This is a genomic window from Vibrio taketomensis, from assembly GCF_009938165.1.
Lineage (GTDB): Bacteria > Pseudomonadota > Gammaproteobacteria > Enterobacterales > Vibrionaceae > Vibrio > Vibrio taketomensis.
In genome coordinates, this window is sequence record NZ_AP019649.1 from 1,398,466 (window position 1) to 1,418,211 (window position 19,746).

Consider the following 19,746-nt stretch of genomic DNA (forward strand, 5'->3'; position numbering starts at 1 on the left):
GATGCTCATAATAAAATAATTTTAGTATATACTCTAATTTATTGCTGTTCAATTGGTTGCAATGTAACGCCGATATATTTCGATGCATAAGTTGGGGTAAGTTGCTTTTTAATTAAACTTTTGTGCAATTAAATGAATAGTGGTTTAGTATTATTTCGCTGTGAGAATTTTGTTATAAAACAAAGAAACAGAGTGATAAAACAAAGTAATAAAGACGTCGCCGTTTGAGGTTTGAAACGTAAACCTCCCGTACTATCGCCAATGGAGGGCAGTATTACGATGAAACCGTCTTCACTATCGAGGAAAAAATTTTCTATTCGCTTCACTGTAGGGACTATGTTTACGGTCGCGACGGTGTTAACTGCCGTTGTTGCGATTAGCTTGCAATACTATTTTGGTCGACAAATGGCACAGGAGCATGCGTTAACCAAATTGACGATGGCCAGTGCCGATATCAGTGAATATATCCAACAAGTTGAGTCCAATGCCACCAGCAGTGCGCAAATATTGCGTAGTGTTTCTAATGCGACAGGAGACCAATTTAGTGAAAGTGAGATTCGCGATATTTTTATTCAGGTGCTGCGTGATAATCCTTTATTTTACAGCCTCTATTACGCGAACCATCAGGAAGACTTTTACCAAATCATTAATCTAAACTCATCACCCATTGTACGTGAGCGCATAAACGCGAATGAAAAAGATCGTTGGGTGGTGATTAAAATATTTGGATTGGGTACTCAGCGCATACGCACCACAGAGTATTACGACTCTCAATTGACTCGAACACGCATTGAAGCGGAACGTAGTAATTATTTCCCAACACAACGCCCTTGGTATCATTCCGCAGCTGCTGACTCAGTATATAAAACTGAACCTTACTTGTTTAAGCACCTGAAAATTACCGGCCAAACGTATTCTACGCGCAGTGATAATTCTGTTATTGGGGTAGATATTGTTTTGTCTGCCGTCAGTTCTAAGATTAGTGCGCAAGCATTAGGAGTCAGATCTGACAGCAGTGTACAGGCGTTTATCTTCAATCAACGAGGTGAGGTATTAGCGTCTAATTTGCCACAACGGACTGAGATTCGTATTCCACAATCTCGCCCAATAGCGATGACTAACGAGCAAGCGCAACTAGTGAAGTCGGCGCCAACACTGGTCGTCTCAAATCAAAACGACTGGGCACCATATGACTATTCAAATGCTGGGGAACCACAGGGATATGCGGTTGACACATTTAAACTAATGTCGCAAATCACGGGCTTGAAATTTGAGTTTGTTAACGGGTTTAGTTCGAATCAGCTGATTGAAAAATTCAATCAAGGTAAGTTGGATGTACTGCATTCTGTTGCGGCTGTTGATGATCTTGATAGCCGAGTTCCCAGTATGCAACTTTATACATCTCCGATGGGCATTGCAGGACTACAAAATAAAGACTTACCTACTCATCTTGCCCAATTGCAATCAAGCAAGATTGCGGTGGTTGAGGGACGAGGCTTTGCACAACGATTGAAAGGTAAATTCCCAGGCCTGAACATTCAAGTAGTCGCCGACTTTGCGAAGGCACATCAGTTGTTGGTCAATGGCGACGTGAACTACCTTATCGATGGTTATTTTGTATTACACGAAATGACGAGTCTTACCCAAAATGATCAGGTTCGCGTAGAACCTATTGCGAAACGGGAGAACTTACCCCTAAACCTATATCTGACACCTAAGTATGAGGAGTTATTACCCATACTCCAACAAGCACATCAATCGATTACTAAAGAGCAACACTTGGCTCTCACTCAAAAGTGGCTTAATCCTGAAGTATCTCGCGGAGGACTGGTTCCAAATAAGGAGTTATTCCAGTTATCTCAAGACTCGAGTCAGAGTCGCAAAATGATTGAGACTCAGGACGGGCAGAGTTATTTGTACGTCACATCGGTGTCGCAAGGCGAGATAAAAGAATATTTCGCGGTGGTGATCCCTAAGCAAGTAATTATGGGGCAAGTGTATTCTCGATTGATCACCTCAACAGTCATTACCGCGATAGCATTGATGATTATTTTGCCTTTAGCCTGGTTGTTTGGTGTGCCGATTGTGGTTCCTATTACGCAGTTGAGAAAGGAAACCAAACTGATTCAGCAACGCCAATTTGATCAAGTCAGTTTGATTGATAGCCGAATCAAAGAAGTGTATGAACTGTCTCAATCGATGTTAGAGATGGGACAAGAGATTGAGCGCTACCATAAAGAGCGTGAAGCATTTATGGATGCGTTTATCTATGTTATTGCCCAGGCAATCGATGATAAATCACCTTACACCGCAGGGCATTGTAACCGTGTGCCCGAATTAGGGATATTGCTTGCGCAAATTGTCGAAGAGACAAACCACGGTAAGTTTAAAGGTTTTTGCTTTAAAAATGATGATGAAAGGCGTGAGTTTAAGATTGCCGCTTGGCTACATGATTGTGGCAAGATCACCACCCCAGAACACATCGTTGATAAAGGCACAAAATTAGAAGCAAACTATAACCGAATTCATGAAATACGTACTCGTTTTGAAGTGCTCTGGCGTGATGCTGAAATTGAATATCTCAATGCGATACTCAATCAAGAGGTCACTAAAGAGCAAGCGTTTGAAACGCTGCACAGTCGTCATTCACAATTGCAAAAGGATTTTGAGTTCATTGCGAAGGCGAATGTCGGTGGTGAGTTTATGAGTGAGGATAAGATTGCTCGGATTAAAGAAATCAGCAAGCAAACATGGTTGCGCCATTTTGATAACCGACTTGGTCTATCTCCGTTTGAAGAGTTGAGCAATATGCCAAACAAGCAGCCTTTGCCTGCGGTAGAACCGCTACTCGCGGATAAACCAGAGCATATTATTGAACGAGTGAGGCCGCTTGATTTTGATCCGACACTTCAGTTTAAAATCGATATTCCGAAATATCAGTCCAATTTAGGCGAAGTTTATAACTTGTCGATTTCACGCGGTACTCTTACGACCGAAGACCGTTTCAGAATCAATGAACATATGACGAACGGGATAAAAATGCTGGAAGCGTTGCCATTCCCGCCAGAATTGGCAAGAGTTCCTCGCTATGCATCGACACATCATGAGACGCTCGATGGCAGGGGTTATCCAAGAAAACTTGATGCCAGTCAGCTATCAATTCCTGAGCGGGTATTGGCTATCGCGGACATATTTGAAGCATTAACCGCAGCAGATAGGCCATATAAAAAAGCCAAGCCATATAGCGTGGCGATCGATATCATGCATAGTATGGCTAAAAATAAGCATATTGATTACGATCTCTTTATGCTGTTTTTAACTTCCGGTGGTTTTGAGCAATACGCTCGGCTATATTTACCGGCCAGCCAAATTGATGACGTTGATGTTAATCAGTATTTGGCGGAACATAGCGAAAGTTAACTATATTCAGGAGCTCAAGGCTCCTGATTTGTTTTTATACTCAAGTAACTTGGGTATCATCTAATATTTAGGGTGATGTCCGCTTGAGGATTTCATTAACGTGTTGAATCAAAATAAAGTTCAACGCACACTACGTTCCTTCTCATAAACACTCTAGAATCGAGTGTTCGCAAGTTACGAACTTGACTTGTGTCATTTTGAGTTTATTTGAGTATTTTCTCAACTTCACTGGGGTCATTGGTGGCGCTGATTGTTACTTTCCCACTTATATGAGGTATTTTGTGTTTTCTATTCGCGCGGCGCAAACAGCCGACCTTGAACAATTGAATGATCTGATGCATGACCTTCATCATGAACATCATATTCAAGCGCCTGATAGCTTTAAAACAGCCGATGAAATTGACCAAGAAAAGAGCATCGCTCGTTATTTAGATGATCCTGAATGTATGGTCTTAGTGGCGCTTGAGCAGGAAAGCATTGTTGGCTTTGTTACGGGGCATTTCTGTGAGTTAATTTCTACCGTCAGCCAGCCAGTGCAAATGGGAAGTATTGATGAGCTTTATGTTATCCCTGAATTTCGTCGCAACAATGTAGCGCAAATGCTGTATGAAAATATTGAACAGCGCTTTGAGGACTACGGTGTTAAGCAAGTGTTTGTAGAAGTTTGGAACTTCAATAGCGTCGCTTGTAAGTTTTACGCTGAGGTAGGGTTTGAGCACCATATCCATTGGCTAAGGAAAGTTATTCGTAAATGACAATCAAATATATTCAACGCATTGGTATTTTGTTTGGTTTTATCGCCTGAGCGTCGCCTCTTCATTGGCGCATGCAAACTGAAAGGTGCCGTCTGTGTGATTAAGGCAGACAATCAAATTGTGTTGGTCAAAGAGATTTTAACCGGTAAATGGTCTTTACCAGGAGGACTCATTGATGGTGACGAAGAGCCTGCGTTGACCGCACAAAGGGAAGCTTGGGAAGAAGCGGGTTTAATTGTTACCGCAGGCAAAGAGCTGTATCGAAACGACAAAGCAATCTATTTTGATTGTGTTTCTGATTCGGAGATTATTGCATTTGGTCAACAAGATTCAGCTGGTGGTTATCAGATACCTATTTGGTTTGCTCCTCACTTTGCCATCGAGGTAGAACAAGCACGATTGTTGACGCCAAGTGACTTGCATGCTGAAGATTACCGATACCCAGATCTTTGGTCATTAGTATCTTCGCTCTTACCAAATGCCACATCCCAATCAGTAGCGTTTGTTGATAATTTAATTGAATCAGCGCCAAGTTTTCAGCAGTCGGAATTGGCGTGGATGGCGCAATTGCATGCGATGGTGAATGGTTTAAGTGCAGGTGCTAAAACTGCGGTCGATGTGTTTTTCAGCCAAGGAATGATGTTCACTTCGGGTTTGTGGTTACTGCTTCTGCCACTTTGTTATGCACAATTTGGTCGAGACATTACGGTTAAGTTGTCCTTTACATTGTTATTTGGGTATTTGCTCGTGAGTGTCGCGCAATTTAGCTTTGAACTACCACGTCCCAATGTTTACCTGCCATTGATGGAAAGTGTGCCGCAAGCGGGCTTTGGCATGCCAAATCTACCGATTGCACTTTGGGCAATTGCAATGAGTATTGTGCTGCCAAACATAGAATCGGCATGGCGCGCAAAGACAGCGATTATCGGCGCGTGTATATTGCTCTGGTTGGTCGTAAGTGCGTTCTATACGGGAAGTGCGTTTCTTATCGACAGCCTACTTGCACTTGTGCTGGGTTGGTTATGTGGTTGGCATATCAATCGATTAGACAAAACGATAGGGGCACAAAGCCGAAAACTATTTGTTGAGAAAGGTATTTGGGCGACGATGGCGGTTGCAGCCGGCGTTTTAGCCGTAATTTGGCACACTGAAGCCATTATTAGCGCGATGCTCGCGGCTATCGCTATGTTGTTGGTTGTTACGATGCGAGCGTTGCCTGCGTCCATAACGTATAAACAAGCACTCGTTTGGGGAGCGATTGCGCTATTGCTGATCGCTGTATTTAGCGCCGTCACACCTTTAGTCAATACCAGCAGTTTGCATTCATTGCTTTTGAACGTTGCTATATTGCCAGTACTTATTGTGGCGAGCGGGGTGTTTCTTCGCTTTAAAAGCCAGCAGTGATATGTGTAAAAAAAAGACCTAGCAATGCTAGGTCTTTTTTATTGGCGTTAATTAACACTTGAATTGAGAGACTAAACGATCCAATTCGTCACATTGTTGATTTAGCACATTCACACGCTGTTCGGCGAACTCAGCGCTGCTTACGACTTGATTGCTGTTATTCGCAATATGGTGGATATTGTTGGATATCTGTTCGCTAGAGATGTTTTGTTGCCCTGCAGCTGAGGCGATTTCGGTATTGATCGCACTGATGCGCGCAATCGCTTCCAATATTACCTGTAGAGATTTATTGGCATGACCAGCAGTTTCAATGGTGGTTTCACTGCTAACTTTGCTGCGATTCATGACTTCTACTGCTTGTTCTGCGCCAGTTTGCAATTTCTCAATCATCGATTGAATTTCGCCAGTACTTTGTTGCGTGCGACTCGCAAGTGAACGCACCTCATCCGCGACGACGGCAAAGCCTCTGCCTTGTTCACCGGCTCGTGCTGCCTCTATTGCTGCATTTAGCGCGAGTAGGTTAGTTTGCTCTGCGATACCTTTAATGACATCTAAAACCGAGGCGATGTTGCTAACATCTTCAGACAGATGGTTGACCACTTGACCTGCTTGATCGACTTCAGAAGCTAATGTGCGAATCGAGGCAACGGTTTGTTCGAGTACGATTGCGCTGGATTTCACTTCCTCATCGGCACTTTGGCTTGCTTGCGCGGCATCGTGAGCGTTTTCACTTACATTCTGGCTAGTCGCTTGCATCTCTTGAATAGCAGCTGACACGTGTTCGCTTTCGATTCGTTGTTGGTTAGTTTGTTCACTGATCCCTTGAGACGCATCGACTAGGCCCGCCAATTCCGTTTTCACGGCTTGGTTAGTTGCGATCACTTGCAAAATGGTATTGCGAATTTTTCCAACAAATAAGTTAAAACTCGTCGCTAATCTACCTAACTCATCACTAGAGTTGGATTGAATTGTTTGGTTTAAGTCACCATCACCGGAGGCAATTTCAGCCATCGCTTTTTGAATATTCTCAATCGGTTTGACGATAGTGCGAATAAGGCTCCCGTAGGCTCCGATGGCCAAAATTATGACAAGAAGGATACCGATGAGTAGTGAACGTTCAGCAAAGGTCGAGGCTGCCGAGATCGCTTCCTGTAACGTGCCTTTTTTTGCTTCTAATGCATCTTTAACCACATTGAGCTCGTCTCGCACTGTGGCAAACTGCTGATCATATGAACCTTTCTGCTGTTGATATAGGTCGATCCAGTCAGATTGAGGTGCTGCAAGCAATGCTTCGTAACTGTTGAGCCATTTTTCAGTTGAGGCAACCATTTGGTTGATCGCTGGTGTTAGCTCTTCAGGCATGACACCTGTCTCGACAACCGTGTATACTTTTTTCATTCGAGGAATGGTTTTGTACGCGTTGTCTTTATATTCGAATAAGTTGTAATCAATAGAGTCTTGTTGACCCTCGGATAACGCGATGCCTTGGACCGCAGATGTGGCTTGATAGAAGTCTCGGTATGCATCTTCGATGTTAAACAACACAGGTATAATGACGTTGTTTAGCTCTTCCGTTAACCGAGTTTGTTGTCTAGAGCTAAAGACATTGACCATAGATGTGACGAGAAAAACGGCAATAATGCTCAGTATGGGAAGAGAGATTTTGTATTTTACTGACAGAGAATGCAGCATTTTATGTCCTTGTTTTTGTCCTGTTTAGTGTATAAAAATGCGGGTTATCATTAAGTCGAGATAATCGTACGCTTAAAGCTCAGCCAAGAGCAGAACTGAGTTTTGTCATGGTACAGTACCTCATTGGTTAAAGTTTTGATTAATTTCTCAATTTATTAACGCGTAAGTGGCTGATTATTCGATGCATTCTACATATTTCGGATTAAGGCAGTTTGGAGTGAAGGGCGGTTTTATCCACGCAAGTAGAATCAATAAATTTCAAGGAAGTAAGTATGGTGGGAGAGAAGTTGTACAAGTTAAATGAAATGTTTGAAACCATCCAAGGTGAAGGGGTGTACACTGGTGTTCCATCTGTTTTTATTCGTTTGCAGAAGTGCTCAGTAGGGTGTGCATGGTGTGATACGAAACAAACTTGGTACGTTAATCCTGAAGATGAGCAACCGATCGAGAAAATATTGGTAAAATCGGTCGATGAACCAACATGGTGCAGTGTGACAGCTCAGCAGTTAGTCTCTCTATATCTTGAACGTTATAGTGCCAAGCATATCGTGATTACGGGCGGTGAACCTTGTGAATATGATTTATTGCCGTTAACCCAAGCATTTGAAGAGATTGGGTGTCAGTGTCAAATTGAGACTAGCGGGACATCCGAAATCAAAGTCACAGATGCGACTTGGGTGACGGTGTCACCTAAAATCAATATGAAAGGCAAGTTGCCTATCTTGCCTAGTGCTCTTCAGCGTGCGAATGAAATTAAGCATCCAGTTGGTTCGAACAAAGATATTGAGCAACTAGAGGCGCTTCTATCAGGACAAACAACAAAGTCGGACGTCGTGGTTTCTTTGCAGCCAATCAGCCAAAAAGCACGAGCTACTCAACTTTGTATTAAAACTTGCATTAAACGTAATTGGCGTTTATCGATTCAAACTCATAAATATCTCGATATCGCTTAAATAGGAACATGATAATGAAAAAAGCAGTTGTTGTTTTTAGTGGTGGTCAAGATTCCACTACGTGCTTGGTTGAAGCGCTAAACAATTACGATGAGGTTCATGCCATCACCTTCGATTATGGTCAAAGACACAAATTGGAAATCGAGGTAGCAAAAAGTCTCGCGACTGAACTTGGTGTAAAAACGCATAAAGTGATGGATGTGGGCTTACTTAATGAGTTGGCGATCAGTTCTTTAACGCGTGACGATATTGAAGTATCACATGAGTTGCAAGCCAATGGCCTGCCGAATTCATTCGTGCCAGGACGCAATATCCTTTTTCTTACGTTAGCTGGCATATACGCATATCAAGTGGGTGCGGAGACTGTGATCACTGGTGTGTGTGAAACCGATTTTTCAGGTTACCCAGATTGTCGTGATGTATTTGTGAAGGCAATGAATTCAGCATTGGTTCACGGCATGGATAAGCAGTTGACCATCAAAACACCGTTAATGTGGTTAAACAAAGCTGAAACTTGGGCACTTGCTGATATGTTGGGCGCGTTGGACCTAGTACGTAATAAAACTCTCACTTGTTACAATGGCATTATCGGAGATGGCTGTGGCCATTGCCCATCATGCGAATTGCGCAGCAATGGGCTGAATGAGTATTTGAACGCATCTAAAGAAGTGATGGCATCTCTTGTGGGTAAACTTCAGTAGGTGAGTCGTCAGTCGTTGGGTAAATAGGCGCGTTAAACGCGTCTATGATCTGATTATTTCCTTTGCGCTTAATTTGGCAAAGCGCTTGATCTAAGATGGCATACAACTCATTAAAATCACTTAACGCTTTAGACGTGGCAAGATATGAACAACTGGCTGACAGTGAAACAGGTTGGAAGTTGTTTGTCTGAGGAGCACTGTGTGCGATGGCACTGTGAAGTTGTTGTACACGGAACTCAACATCGATTTCATCAACTTCTTTTAGTAGTACCAGCAATTCTTCTCCACCTAATCGACCGATAAAATCACCGGACTTAAGATGTTTCGCAATGTTTGTTACCGCGTCTCTTAAAAGCTGGTCGCCCAGATGATGTCCAAATTATTGTTAACCGCTTTAAAATTATCCAACCTAATAAAATCAGTACATTTTTAGTGCTCTAAGTGAGGCGCTTTCTGTGCTTTCACTTTTTCAATACAGCTGCTTCGATTTAGAGCCTTACCAATCGCGTCCCATGAGAGTTGGGCGTATTTACGGTTGTAGTAAAACATCAAAGCAATAACAATGAATGCCAATGTAAATACCGAGAGCAGTGCCAACATTAACTGTTTACCTAGCAATGCATTTTCGGCAATCAGTTTTGAATTCTGGTGTTCAAGTCTCTCGACCTTTGATTTGCTTTCATTGTCTCTGCGAGTCGACTCTAGGGCGATAAATGCATTAGCGTTGTCTTTATCTCGTTTTTGCAATTCGGATTTTGCGTACTCTCGGTAGTATCCGAGTGCTTTGTCATAGTTTTTTTGATGTTCAGATATCTCCGCTAGCAGTGCAAGTGCTTGAGCCGAGAGTCTCTCGCTGGCCACATTTTTACCTAAGCTGTGGGCATGTTCAGCAAAGTCATGGGCGGCAATATACTTGTTTTGCTCTTTGTGGGTGCGCGCGAGAGCGAGATAAATTTCACCGCGAATTTGTGCATTATCTTGTTTGGTAGCATTGTCTAACGCTGCAAGCAGATGTGATGTTCCCACCTCAAAATTCCCGGTGCCAATATAGGCTTCTCCCAAACCTAGATCAGCAAACGTTACGCCGTAAGGGTAGTTTAGTCGTTGCGATAGATGTTTTGACTGGCTGAAATGCGTAATCGCTGATGAGTATTCTGACTGTTTTAGTTTTACTTTCCCCATACTGTGATGCGTTTGAGCGAGCTTGAGAGGTTGAGATAACTGTTCTCGAATCTTCAGGGCTTTATTTATGTACTCTTCAGCTTGTGTGAAGCTGCCTAAATTCGCGAGTAGTAAACCTGCGTCGTTATAAATTCCCGACGCATCTTCATAGTCGGGAATAATGGAGAGAAGCTGTTGGTATGTATCTAACGCGAGTGGATAGTGACCCAAAAACTCTTGGTTGTTAGCGATAACGCGAAGTGCAAGGTATTTGGGTAATATAGGCTGGTCAACATCTTGAATATGCGTATTGAGTGAAGAGCAATAGATATCCGCTTGATGGTAAAGAGCTTGGCGGTTTAACACTCGACATAGATGGTACTCAAAGAGGATCTTGCCATTGATTGAATTACTTAACTCAACATCTTCTAATAGCGACAGGTAGCCCTCTCTAGCAGAGATAAAATTAAGTTGTTCTTCACTGTTAAGGGCATTAATAAAGAGCTTTTCTTGAGTGGCGAACTTACCGTCAATAGCGTTAGCGTTGTTGTTACCAAAGTAGGGTTGCCCATGCAGCAGCATAAATCCATGTAGCTTACTACTGATATAGAGTTTTTCAACGCCGGCAGGTAATGCGTCGTAGCGGTCTTGAAGTAAGGAAAGTGCACGTTTGTCATTTTTCGCGACGGCATCCGCGTAGGCCGACTCCCAGGTTAAATGTGCTGGGTTTGCATGAGTGACTAGCGCTGCGAACAGGGCACTAAAGGAGAAAAAACTGGCTACGTTGATTTTCATACTACCGTGGAAAACAAATAATATTTTTATAATTAGCGGTTTATCATGGTGACTAGTTGCAAATGAACAATTTAGTCGTGCGAAAAGAGCGTAATTGTGAAAGTACTCTCGATTTTCTTTGTCGATAGAGAGAGTTATGCACTATCCCGACAAATAATGAATTATCGTTTAGAGATATTTAGGGTATAAAAAAACGCCTAAGAGTTTAGGCGTTTTATGCAAGATAATGGGCTACCGATTACAGGTACATTTTAGCCAGTTCAGAAGGCTCGACTTCTTTACCTTCAAGATTGCCATTCCAGTTAGTACCAACTAGAACGCCATCTTCATCTAATGTTAGTAGCCAATCTTCAACAAAGATGTCTAGAGGAATCTCAAGCACCTCAAAATCTGCCCATTCTTCAACGTTGTGTGTTTCTGCGTCTTCTTTTGATGACCAGAAAGGCATCACTTCGCTCTCTTCGAATTCAGTTGAGTCACACGATAGCCAACCTTCTTCATTACGTAGACCCCAAACTAATTGGTTAGCTTTGGTTTCTTCAATGAATAGCGCTAGGTTTGCATCGATATCAGCAGTTAATTTGCTCATGGTAATTCTCTTATGAAAACAATTTTCGTAAGGTTAGCACTGCGCTAGCAACTTACCAAACAAAAAAGGAGCTTTCGCTCCTTTTGTTGATGATTTACCTACGCAATTGACGCTAGGTCGTTGCGTTAGACCGCAATTTGGTCATGTTGCTAAACGTTTATTTATCCAGTCGTGTAAAAATTGTCCATTCCTTAACAACTTCGCCTTTGTGACCAGCCACATTGGCAACTACTTTGCGATTGCGAGCGTGACTGAGTTCATCATCACCATCGTTTTCAAGTTTGTTTTCACCATAACCGATGATAGAAACACGTTGAGGTGAAATGCCATAAGACTCAAGCTCTAGCTCAACGTTTTTTGCTCGACGTTTAGAAAGGGCAAGGTTGTAGTCTTCATCGCCAACTTTACTGGCAAAACCCTGAATTTCGATCGAGGTTTCAGGGTACTGCTTGAGGAAATCGGCCATTTGAGCGATTTGTTGTTTGAAAATCGGCAGTATCTCACTAGAGTCATTCTCAAATAGAATATGAAGACCAAGCGAGTCAGACGTTTCGACGAGTCGGCCACAGCCTTCGTTGTTGATTTCTGCGCCTTGCGGCGTTAATTCACATAGGTCTCGCGCGTTGATCACGCCATCGCTGTCATCGTCTACTAGGTCAGCGATTTGAATTGGCTTAGGTGTGGGAATATAGTCATATTCACTATCACTGCTCACACAACCGGCTGTTGTTAAAATGATAGACGAAAGGGCAAATGCAACTTTTTTCATTTTAATACTCCACTGCTTCGTGCCATTCACTTGGCGTGTCGACTCTTAGAGCATCTAGCAGAACACCCGTGGCGTTAAAAACGCGATACTTCGCAAACTGCTCATCATACTTAGCGTCGATATAACCTTTGCGAGCTTCAAATAGCTCATTTTCAGTGTTGAGAACATCAAGCAATGTGCGTTTACCTATCTTGTATTGTTTTTCATAAGCGATGACCGTTTCCGATGCGGCATCGACATGGTCTTGTAAAAATTCTTTTTGCTGTACCGTTAAGTCTAAAGCGCTCCAAGAGAGTCTCAACCCTTCTTCAACCGAGCGGAAAGTACGGTCGCGGAAGTCTTTTGCTTTGTTGAGTTGATAGGCGGCGCTATCTGCAATGTCTTTATCGCTACCACCGTTATACAAGTTGTATTTTAGGCGCAGCATCGCTGATAGTTCATCACTGCTGCCTTCAATGCCACCAGCATCATCTCGCCAAGTCTGTGCAGCTTCAAGGGACACGGTTGGGTAATAATTGCCTTTACGTTGTTGGAATTGAAAGCGAGCGGAGTCAACGTCGACTTGAGAAACTTTGATGACAGGATTATTTTCAAACGCTTGCTCTAAGCCTGCTTGAAGGGTTGGCGGAAGTGCATTGATGTCCGCTCGTGGAAAAATGAGGCCTTGAGGTGATTGACCAACCAAACGTTGAAATTGAGTGTGCGTATCAAAGAGGTTATTTTGCGCGGCGATCAAATTACCGTGTGCTTTAGCTAGGCGCGCTTCAACTTGAGACAAGTCAGCAGTTGAGCCGATACCTGATTCTACACGGCGTTTAATGTCACGGTGTATCTGTTTATGGATTGCTAAATTTGCTTCGGACAGTTTTAGGATTTCGTAAGCTTTTGTGGCATCTAAATAAACACGCGCCACTTGAAGTGCCATATCAGAGGCGTCAGCGAGCAATTGATAGCGCACTGACTCGGCGTCTGCAGCGGTGCGAGACATGTCGTTAATGGTTGCGTTTCCGTCCCAAAGTAATTGAGTGAGGCTCAATGATGCGTCTTTTCTCGTTAAGTCATTTTCGATCCCGGATGCGAGATCGACGGATTCATAACCAATGCCTGCGTCTAAATCTAAAGAAGGCAAATATGCACCTTCAGATGCTTCCGCTTCATAGTATTTACTCTTGAACTCGTTAAATGCGGCTTTAATTTCAGGGTTATTTGTAATAGTCAGTGAGACGGCTTGTTCTAAAGTTTGGCTTGAAGCGTTAAAACTAACCCCACAAATTAGAGCTAGTGTGCTGAGCTTTATTATTTTCACTGTTCTTCTCCTAGAAGTACTTTTGCTCGGAATACTACTCAAAAATGTTCTTAATAGTGAGAAGCAAAGAGCAAAAGCCGGGGATACAATTTGTTTATCCCTAGTAATGCACTTGTTTTGCACAATTGTTTTTGTGTTGCGGCGTAATGTATCAAAAATAAGAAAGTAATCCAACTGAATGTTTTGTTTTGATATTGAGTGTTACTGTGTGTTTATTATATGTTTTACAGAAAGGTTTTCATGAATACATATGTTGCTTAGTCTCAAACTTGGAAAACTTGGTATTTACCGTGCTGTTTGAGCATCTCATTGCTATTTGAAGTGTAAAATTTCGTCACATTAAAATGTTAATTGAAAGGCGTAATTTCGTTAATTAACACAAAAATAGTTTGAGGCTAGGCTATGGGAATAGGCAATTTATTTACATTAGTTAATGCGGTTATCGGGCAGTCAATTGTCATTGGAATTGATGGTGAAGTTCGAATACTCAAATTAGGTGAACCGGTTTTGCCTGGTGAGTTGATTATCGATGTTCCAGGGCAGGAAATAGCTGATGGCCAACCATATATTCAGCAAGTCACTCAAAGTGGTGACATAGAAGATGTGACACAGCAAGTGAGCGACATTATTGCGGCGATCGAAGAAGGCGCTGACCCAACACTGGCAGATCCTGATTTAGCGCCTGCAGCTGGTGGTTTACAAGGTTCAAGTCTTGGTTTGTCTGGTACGGTCGATCGCGATGGTAGTGAGTCACAGCCTGAAACGCAATTTGTTACGTCCGCTACAAATCAACTCAATTTGTCTTCTACTCAGAGCCTGACCTTACTTGAAAGTTATCGTTTCTTATTTTCTGAACCTTCTTTGCCCGTTGGCCCGGAACTTGGGTTACCTCCGATAGCGCAAAACGACCCGGTTGGTTTTAGTCTGACTCTTGGGGATATGTCATTGGGTGCCGATGTCGGTGCCGGTTGGGACATAGAAGGGGCAACGATTTCTGCAAGTTTCAAAGGAAACGAAGCGGATTGGCAAGAGAACTACGAAGGCTTACTGGGAGTAGTTAATACTGGTGCTATTGGAGGTGCAGATCGTCAAATTGAATATGATAGGACGACTCAAACTTCTGAGAAACTGAGCATTAAGTTTGACCAAGCAGCAACAGAAGGTCGGTTTGTTGTTAGTAATTTATATGCAGCGGAAGGCAAGGTTATCGATTCAAACAATCAAAGCAACGAAGTTGGCGTTTGGGTTGCGTATTTGAATGGCGTTGTTGCAGCTAGTGGTTCGTTTGAGTCCTCTACCGCGTATTCGGGCGAGAAATTCGTGGTTGAAATTGATACTAATGGTAATGCGTTTGATGAAATCGTCTTTATGGCGAATGAATACAGTTTGGGCCTACAAGGTGATAGCGGTGCAGACTCTTCTGACTATTTTATTGCCGGTATCGAGGTTTCTTCTCCAGGGTTTTATGCGGGAAATCAAGGTGAAGTGCTTCGAATCCCAATCAGTGAAATATTGAATAATGACTCTGACCCGGAAGGAAGTATCTTGACTTTGTCTGAATTACTGGGCACTGCTAGCCAGGGTAGCGCGGTGATTAATGGTGGCTTTATTGAGTTTACGCCTAATGCAGATTTTTCGGGTACGACTCAACTGCAATATCAGATTACAGATGAAGATGGGCAAACGGATACGGCGGTCATCAATATCATTATTAATGAGTTGCCAGCAGACGCGAAAGCAACGAGCGTCACTATGTTAGATAGCGATGTCTTAGAGGGTGACGACCTTATTTATACTGTCAATTTAGATACGCCAACTTTAACCGAAACACGTTATGACTTTTCTTTTGATTTTCTAAATGGGGCTAATGATAACGATGTTGATCTCGAGGGAATAACATTCACAAACGGTGTGTCGATTCAAAACGGCCAACTCGTCGTACCGGAGGGCGTTGGAAAGTTTGATGTTATGTTACCAACACGCATTGATCTTGAAAGTGACAGCGGTGAGCAAGTTTTATTGACAGTAAGCAATCTAGATGACTCAGGACAATTGCTCTCATCAGTCAGTGCGACAGGAACGATATTAGATTACTCCACAGCACTTATTGACGTAAGTTATTCACTAGAGCAAGGCGATATGTCGCAAGCTGGTAGCGGAAATCAAGGCTGGGATAAAGTTGATCTAGAAGGTCAATTTTTGGATGCAGAAGTTCCTATTTATCATAATACTGAGACTGGATTAATAGGGGTTGATAACGGGCCAGAGGGTGGTGGGCCACTAAAGCAAATTCAATATGATCGAGAAAGTGGACAATCAGAAAAGTTGGTGATCAAATTTGATACACCAGCAACGAGGGGCATTTTCGCTGTATCGAACCTTTACAAAAATGAAGGTGAAGGCGAAAACAACCATGAGTCTGGTTCTTGGATTGCCAAACTTAACGGCGTAGCGGTAGCAAGTGGAGAGTTTAACGCTGGCGACAATGATATAACGAGCCATCAAGGTCAATTTGAAATTGATACCAATGGATTGGCATTTGATGAAATCGTCTTTTCAGCAAATGAGTACACGCAAGGGCTAAATGGTGATAATGAGAGAGATTCATCGGACTATTTTATTGAAGGCATTCAAGTTGAAGCGTCCAACCAGTTCTCGATACTAAGCACTACTGATGCACAGTCTCCATCAGTATTGGCAATCTCTGAGTCTCATATCTTCAAAGATTTGGATACGAGTAATCGCTATCAGTTATCTGAAGCGATGCTAGTGAATCAAAAAGCAGGTAGCGTGACAATAGAAAATGGACAACTCGTGTTCAAAGCGGAGTCTGGTTTCATAGGCGAAACTAGCATCGAGTTTAAAGTGGTTGATCAAAATGCCAATATTTATGTTGGCGTGATTGCTGTCACGGTTGTGGAGTCTCCTCCAGAATCAATAGTTGAGAGTATTACTGCTAACGAAATCGCCGTTGCAGAAAGCGAAGCTATGTCTTTTTCTATTTTGCTGGATAAAGTGACTCTATCGGAGACTCAATACGATTTTGTTTTACGTTCGTCATCAGACACATTGGACCAAGATGTTGATATTTCATCAATTAGTTTTACCAATGGTGTGATGCATTCCATTAATTCCTCTAGAACAGGAGTATTCACAGTACCAGAAGGAGTCAGTTCATTTGATGTTTATATACCAACCAAAAATGATTTTTCAGATGATCCGCTACGCCTTATTGATATTTCGATAGAAGGTGTACATGCAAGCAGTTATTTATCAGAGGATATTACTATCCTGGAAAATAATAATGTTAGTAATAACAATGAGGTTGTCTTTGCTGTAACGGGTAATGAAACGCATGCACTGGGTGGCAATGACATTCTAATCTCTAGCTTAGGTGATGATATTTTATTCGGCGGTGACGGTGAGGATATATTTAAATGGCTAGATGACAAGACAGTCAATGATCAGCGAGATACCATTTTTGACTTCGTATTAGGTGAAGATAAAATTGATATCGCAGATTTATTGTCCGAGGATACAGGTTTGGAGGCGCTTTTGGCCTCTATCGATACAGTGAAAGTTGACGATAGTGAGGTCCATCTAAGCCTAGTTAGTAAAGATTCTGCAAATGTCGACATTATTCTCACCAATGAAGATAGCCCTCAATTTGGAAGCGTGTTAATCGGTTCAGAGAGCGCACTTTTAAAGATATTCTGATAGTATTCCTGAATAATTCGACTAAAAACAAAAGGCTGAAAGGCCCTTTTATCTTAATATATTTTTCTCTGTCTTAATATAGAGACTCTATTTTCGTTATTATTGTGGTGTTTGTTAATTATGCTTTGGATTTATGCGCGCCATATGCAAATTAGTCCATTTAATAGTTAGCAAAAATCAACGCCATCTAATTAACTCTCTTACCAATAACGTATTTTAATACGATATATGGACGTGTCTTTTAGTAAGAGAGCGTTACTTAATACATCACAATTAAGGATAATAAAGTGAATAGTCAAGCTGCCAACATTTCACAAACGACAGACGAATTAATACAAAAAATCGTCAATCACGCCCCCGTTGCCGTTAATGATCCAGTGGCTTATCGAGTTGTCCAAGGAAATATGTCACTGGACGCCGAAAATAATGGGGTCGGATGGCATGAAGTTTCTTTAAGTGCCACATATGATGGTAGCAATCCTTATATCTATATCGATGGTAATGACCGCGTAACCGTTAAGAAAGGTGCACCGGAAGCAGGGCCATCAAGCCAGTTACAATATGATCGAGAGTCAGGACAAACGGAAAAACTGAGTTTGAAGTTCGAACGCCCGATGACGAGCGGCAAGTTTGCGATCTCTAACTTGTATGCCGATGAAGGTGATGGAGATAACAACGATGAGGCCGGCACCTGGGTAGCGTATCTTGACGGTGTACCGGTCGTCAGTGGTAGTTTTTCTGGTACCGCTGGTGGTGAGAAAGCGATATTTAGTATCGATACCGGTGGTAAAGCGTTTAATGAAATTGTTTTCTTTGCCTCAGAATATTCACAAGGTATTCAGGGAGATACTGATCTGGATTCTTCCGATTATTTTTTGGCGGGTATAGAGGTGGGTTCTGAAGGGGCATATGCGGTCAACCAAGGTGATGTCTTACGCGTAAAGATCAGTGAGCTACTCGCGAATGACATTGATCTGGACCTCGATACACTAACAATTACAGCAGTCGATGGATTACAGCATGGTGTGGCACGAATCAGTGGTGACTATGTCGAGTTTGACCTAAATGATGATTTTGTTGGCCAAACCAAATTCAGCTACCAATTGTCAGATGGTAATGGTGGCTTTGATACCGGTTTGGTGAACGTAATAGTGAACCCGCTCCCTGTTAACTCGGTGGTTGATAGCATTGAGTTACAACAGAGTCTTGTTACTGAAGGAGAGACGATAGTCTACTCAGTAACGCTTGATAAAGTGACGCTCTCTGAAACCGTATTTAATCTTTCGCTCACTCCAGAAAATGGCGCTGGTTTTGAGGATATAAAATTCGAACAATTGTCATTTACGAACGGCGTTCGTTTTAATGAACACGGCAAACTTGTCGTACCGGAGGGCGTCTTGTTTTTTGACGTTCACTTGCCCACCAAAGATGATGTTGAGGTTGAGAGCACTGAAGGTTTTCGTTTATCCATTGATAATGAATCCGCATTGGCTGACATTCTAGATAACGATTTTAGAGACTTTGATGTCGTCTCTACGGGGGATCTTGTTGACACGGTTCATCATATGCAAGGCCATAACAAATACGTGTGGTCGGGCTCTGCAGCACAAATAGGTCAAACTCCGGTTTATCAATTGGGTGAGTACGATAGTGCTGGTCTTAACGTAATGGTTGGTGATGCCGGTGACGATGTCTTCTTGGGGGCTGGTGACGACTATATCGACCTTGGTGAGAGCCATGCCAAGCTTGATGAAAATGCCTATACCCAAGCAAATCAGGACCGAGCTTCTAACAGCGTGGATCAATTTATGACAGGCTCGGATGATGACCAACTGATGGCTGCCGCATGGGGCGAAGATAGTGCGCTAAATACATCGGCAATCAGTAACGCCTATATTGATATTGCCCACGCTGGTGGGGGTGCTGACATTATTTTTGGGCGCGGCGGAGCAGATGCGATGTTTGGTGGTTCAGGTGATGACATACTCTTCGGTGGTGATGGTAAAGATGGTTTGCGTGGCGGAACGGGCAATGATGAATTGAATGGCGGAGCAGGCACGGACATTCTTATCGGCGGCTTGGGCAATGATATGTTAACTGGTGGTCTGGACGGTGATATCTTTAAGTGGGTCGAACAAGCTGGGTCTTATCGCAGTGAGCATGATACGGTAACGGACTTTGTGGTCGGGGAGGATAAGCTAGACCTTTCAGATTTGCTCGGTAGTGATATATCGATGCAAGAATTACTCGACAATATCGCGGTAGAGCAAACTTCAGACAATGACGTAACCTTGACCATTGATGATGGAAATGGCGTCGACTTGAGTATTACGCTGCAAAATGTAGCGAGTGATCTGGATGGGCTACAGAGCGGTGCTATTGCTGGTGATGCTGAGCGAGAGATTGTGAATTCGCTATTCACTCAATTACCAGAACAATACTAGGCATTAATAACGGGATAATGAAAAAGGACCTTTCGGTCCT

At 42.7% G+C, this 19,746-nt stretch carries 13 protein-coding genes; 7 read left to right on the forward strand and 6 right to left on the reverse strand.

The genetic code is table 11. The features are described from left to right. The first annotated feature begins 279 nt into the window (after positions 1 to 279). The 3 genes from Vt282_RS06525 (at position 280) to Vt282_RS06535 (ending at position 5,579) form a co-directional block, all read left to right on the forward strand. Positions 280 to 3,420: an HD domain-containing phosphohydrolase gene (locus tag Vt282_RS06525; RefSeq protein WP_162062909.1), complete on the forward strand. Its 3,141-nt coding sequence runs from the start codon at positions 280 to 282 to the stop codon at positions 3,418 to 3,420. 281 nt (positions 3,421 to 3,701) lie between these two features. Next, positions 3,702 to 4,175: a GNAT family N-acetyltransferase gene (locus tag Vt282_RS06530; RefSeq protein ID WP_269472607.1), complete on the forward strand. Its 474-nt coding sequence runs from the start codon at positions 3,702 to 3,704 to the stop codon at positions 4,173 to 4,175. Positions 4,176 to 4,271: 96 nt separating this feature from the next. Beyond that, entirely contained in the window at positions 4,272 to 5,579 is a 1,308-nt protein-coding gene (locus Vt282_RS06535; RefSeq protein WP_162062910.1) for an NUDIX hydrolase, read from the forward strand. 51 nt (positions 5,580 to 5,630) lie between these two features. Here the strand turns inward: Vt282_RS06535 and Vt282_RS06540 are convergent, their stop codons facing one another. Further along, entirely contained in the window at positions 5,631 to 7,271 is a 1,641-nt protein-coding gene (locus Vt282_RS06540) for a methyl-accepting chemotaxis protein (RefSeq protein WP_162062911.1), read from the reverse strand. 272 nt (positions 7,272 to 7,543) lie between these two features. Between Vt282_RS06540 and queE the strand changes: the two genes are divergently transcribed. Both queE and queC read left to right on the forward strand, forming a co-directional pair. Continuing rightward, on the forward strand, positions 7,544 to 8,224 hold the full coding sequence (gene queE / locus Vt282_RS06545; protein WP_232055131.1) for a 7-carboxy-7-deazaguanine synthase QueE: 681 nt from the start codon (positions 7,544 to 7,546) through the stop codon (positions 8,222 to 8,224). Between the two features lie 14 nt (positions 8,225 to 8,238). Next, positions 8,239 to 8,925 (forward strand): 7-cyano-7-deazaguanine synthase QueC, encoded by a 687-nt coding sequence (queC, locus tag Vt282_RS06550; protein WP_162062912.1) that lies wholly within the window; start codon positions 8,239 to 8,241, stop codon positions 8,923 to 8,925. Here queC and Vt282_RS20540 read toward each other — a convergent pair. From Vt282_RS20540 to Vt282_RS06570, 5 genes are all read right to left on the reverse strand, one after another. Beyond that, complete coding sequence (locus Vt282_RS20540) at positions 8,885 to 9,292, reverse strand: GGDEF domain-containing protein (protein ID WP_332057956.1); 408 nt, start codon at positions 9,290 to 9,292, stop codon at positions 8,885 to 8,887. The two genes, queC and Vt282_RS20540, sit on opposite strands and share 41 nt — an antisense overlap. A 62-nt stretch (positions 9,293 to 9,354) precedes the next feature. Beyond that, positions 9,355 to 10,881 carry a tetratricopeptide repeat protein gene (locus Vt282_RS06555; protein ID WP_232055132.1) on the reverse strand — a complete coding sequence of 509 codons (1,527 nt, stop codon included), beginning with the start codon at positions 10,879 to 10,881 and terminating at the stop codon, positions 9,355 to 9,357. Between the two features lie 238 nt (positions 10,882 to 11,119). Beyond that, entirely contained in the window at positions 11,120 to 11,470 is a 351-nt protein-coding gene (locus tag Vt282_RS06560) for a DUF2750 domain-containing protein (RefSeq protein WP_162062913.1), read from the reverse strand. Between the two features lie 157 nt (positions 11,471 to 11,627). Next, positions 11,628 to 12,239, reverse strand: a complete 612-nt coding sequence (locus Vt282_RS06565) for an OmpA family protein (RefSeq protein WP_162062914.1) — start codon at positions 12,237 to 12,239, stop codon at positions 11,628 to 11,630. A 1-nt stretch (position 12,240) separates the two neighbouring features. After that, a complete protein-coding gene (locus Vt282_RS06570) occupies positions 12,241 to 13,545 on the reverse strand; it encodes a TolC family outer membrane protein (protein ID WP_162062915.1) in 1,305 nt (434 codons plus the stop codon). A gap of 402 nt (positions 13,546 to 13,947) precedes the next feature. Here Vt282_RS06570 and Vt282_RS06575 point away from each other — a divergent pair, with 402 nt between their 5' ends. Together Vt282_RS06575 and Vt282_RS06580 are read left to right on the forward strand one after the other, a co-directional pair. Further along, the gene (locus Vt282_RS06575) at positions 13,948 to 17,262 is read left to right on the forward strand and encodes an Ig-like domain-containing protein (RefSeq protein WP_162062916.1); all 3,315 of its coding nucleotides are present in this window, start codon (positions 13,948 to 13,950) and stop codon (positions 17,260 to 17,262) included. Between the two features lie 287 nt (positions 17,263 to 17,549). Then, on the forward strand, positions 17,550 to 19,706 hold the full coding sequence (locus Vt282_RS06580) for an Ig-like domain-containing protein (RefSeq protein ID WP_232055133.1): 2,157 nt from the start codon (positions 17,550 to 17,552) through the stop codon (positions 19,704 to 19,706). Positions 19,707 to 19,746: the final 40 nt, after the last annotated feature.

Bases quoted from the DNA above. Each gene is read 5' to 3' on its own strand.
- Vt282_RS06525 (WP_162062909.1), top strand. From the start codon at position 280: ATGAAACCGTCTTCACTATCGAGGAAAAAATTTTCTATTCGCTTCACT.
- Vt282_RS06575 (WP_162062916.1), top strand. From the start codon at position 13,948: ATGGGAATAGGCAATTTATTTACATTAGTTAATGCGGTTATCGGGCAG.
- queC (WP_162062912.1), top strand. From the start codon at position 8,239: ATGAAAAAAGCAGTTGTTGTTTTTAGTGGTGGTCAAGATTCCACTACG.
- Vt282_RS06565 (WP_162062914.1), bottom strand. From the start codon at position 12,239: ATGAAAAAAGTTGCATTTGCCCTTTCGTCTATCATTTTAACAACAGCC.
- Vt282_RS06555 (WP_232055132.1), bottom strand. From the start codon at position 10,881: ATGAAAATCAACGTAGCCAGTTTTTTCTCCTTTAGTGCCCTGTTCGCA.
- Vt282_RS06560 (WP_162062913.1), bottom strand. From the start codon at position 11,470: ATGAGCAAATTAACTGCTGATATCGATGCAAACCTAGCGCTATTCATT.
- queE (WP_232055131.1), top strand. From the start codon at position 7,544: ATGGTGGGAGAGAAGTTGTACAAGTTAAATGAAATGTTTGAAACCATC.
- Vt282_RS06540 (WP_162062911.1), bottom strand. From the start codon at position 7,271: ATGCTGCATTCTCTGTCAGTAAAATACAAAATCTCTCTTCCCATACTG.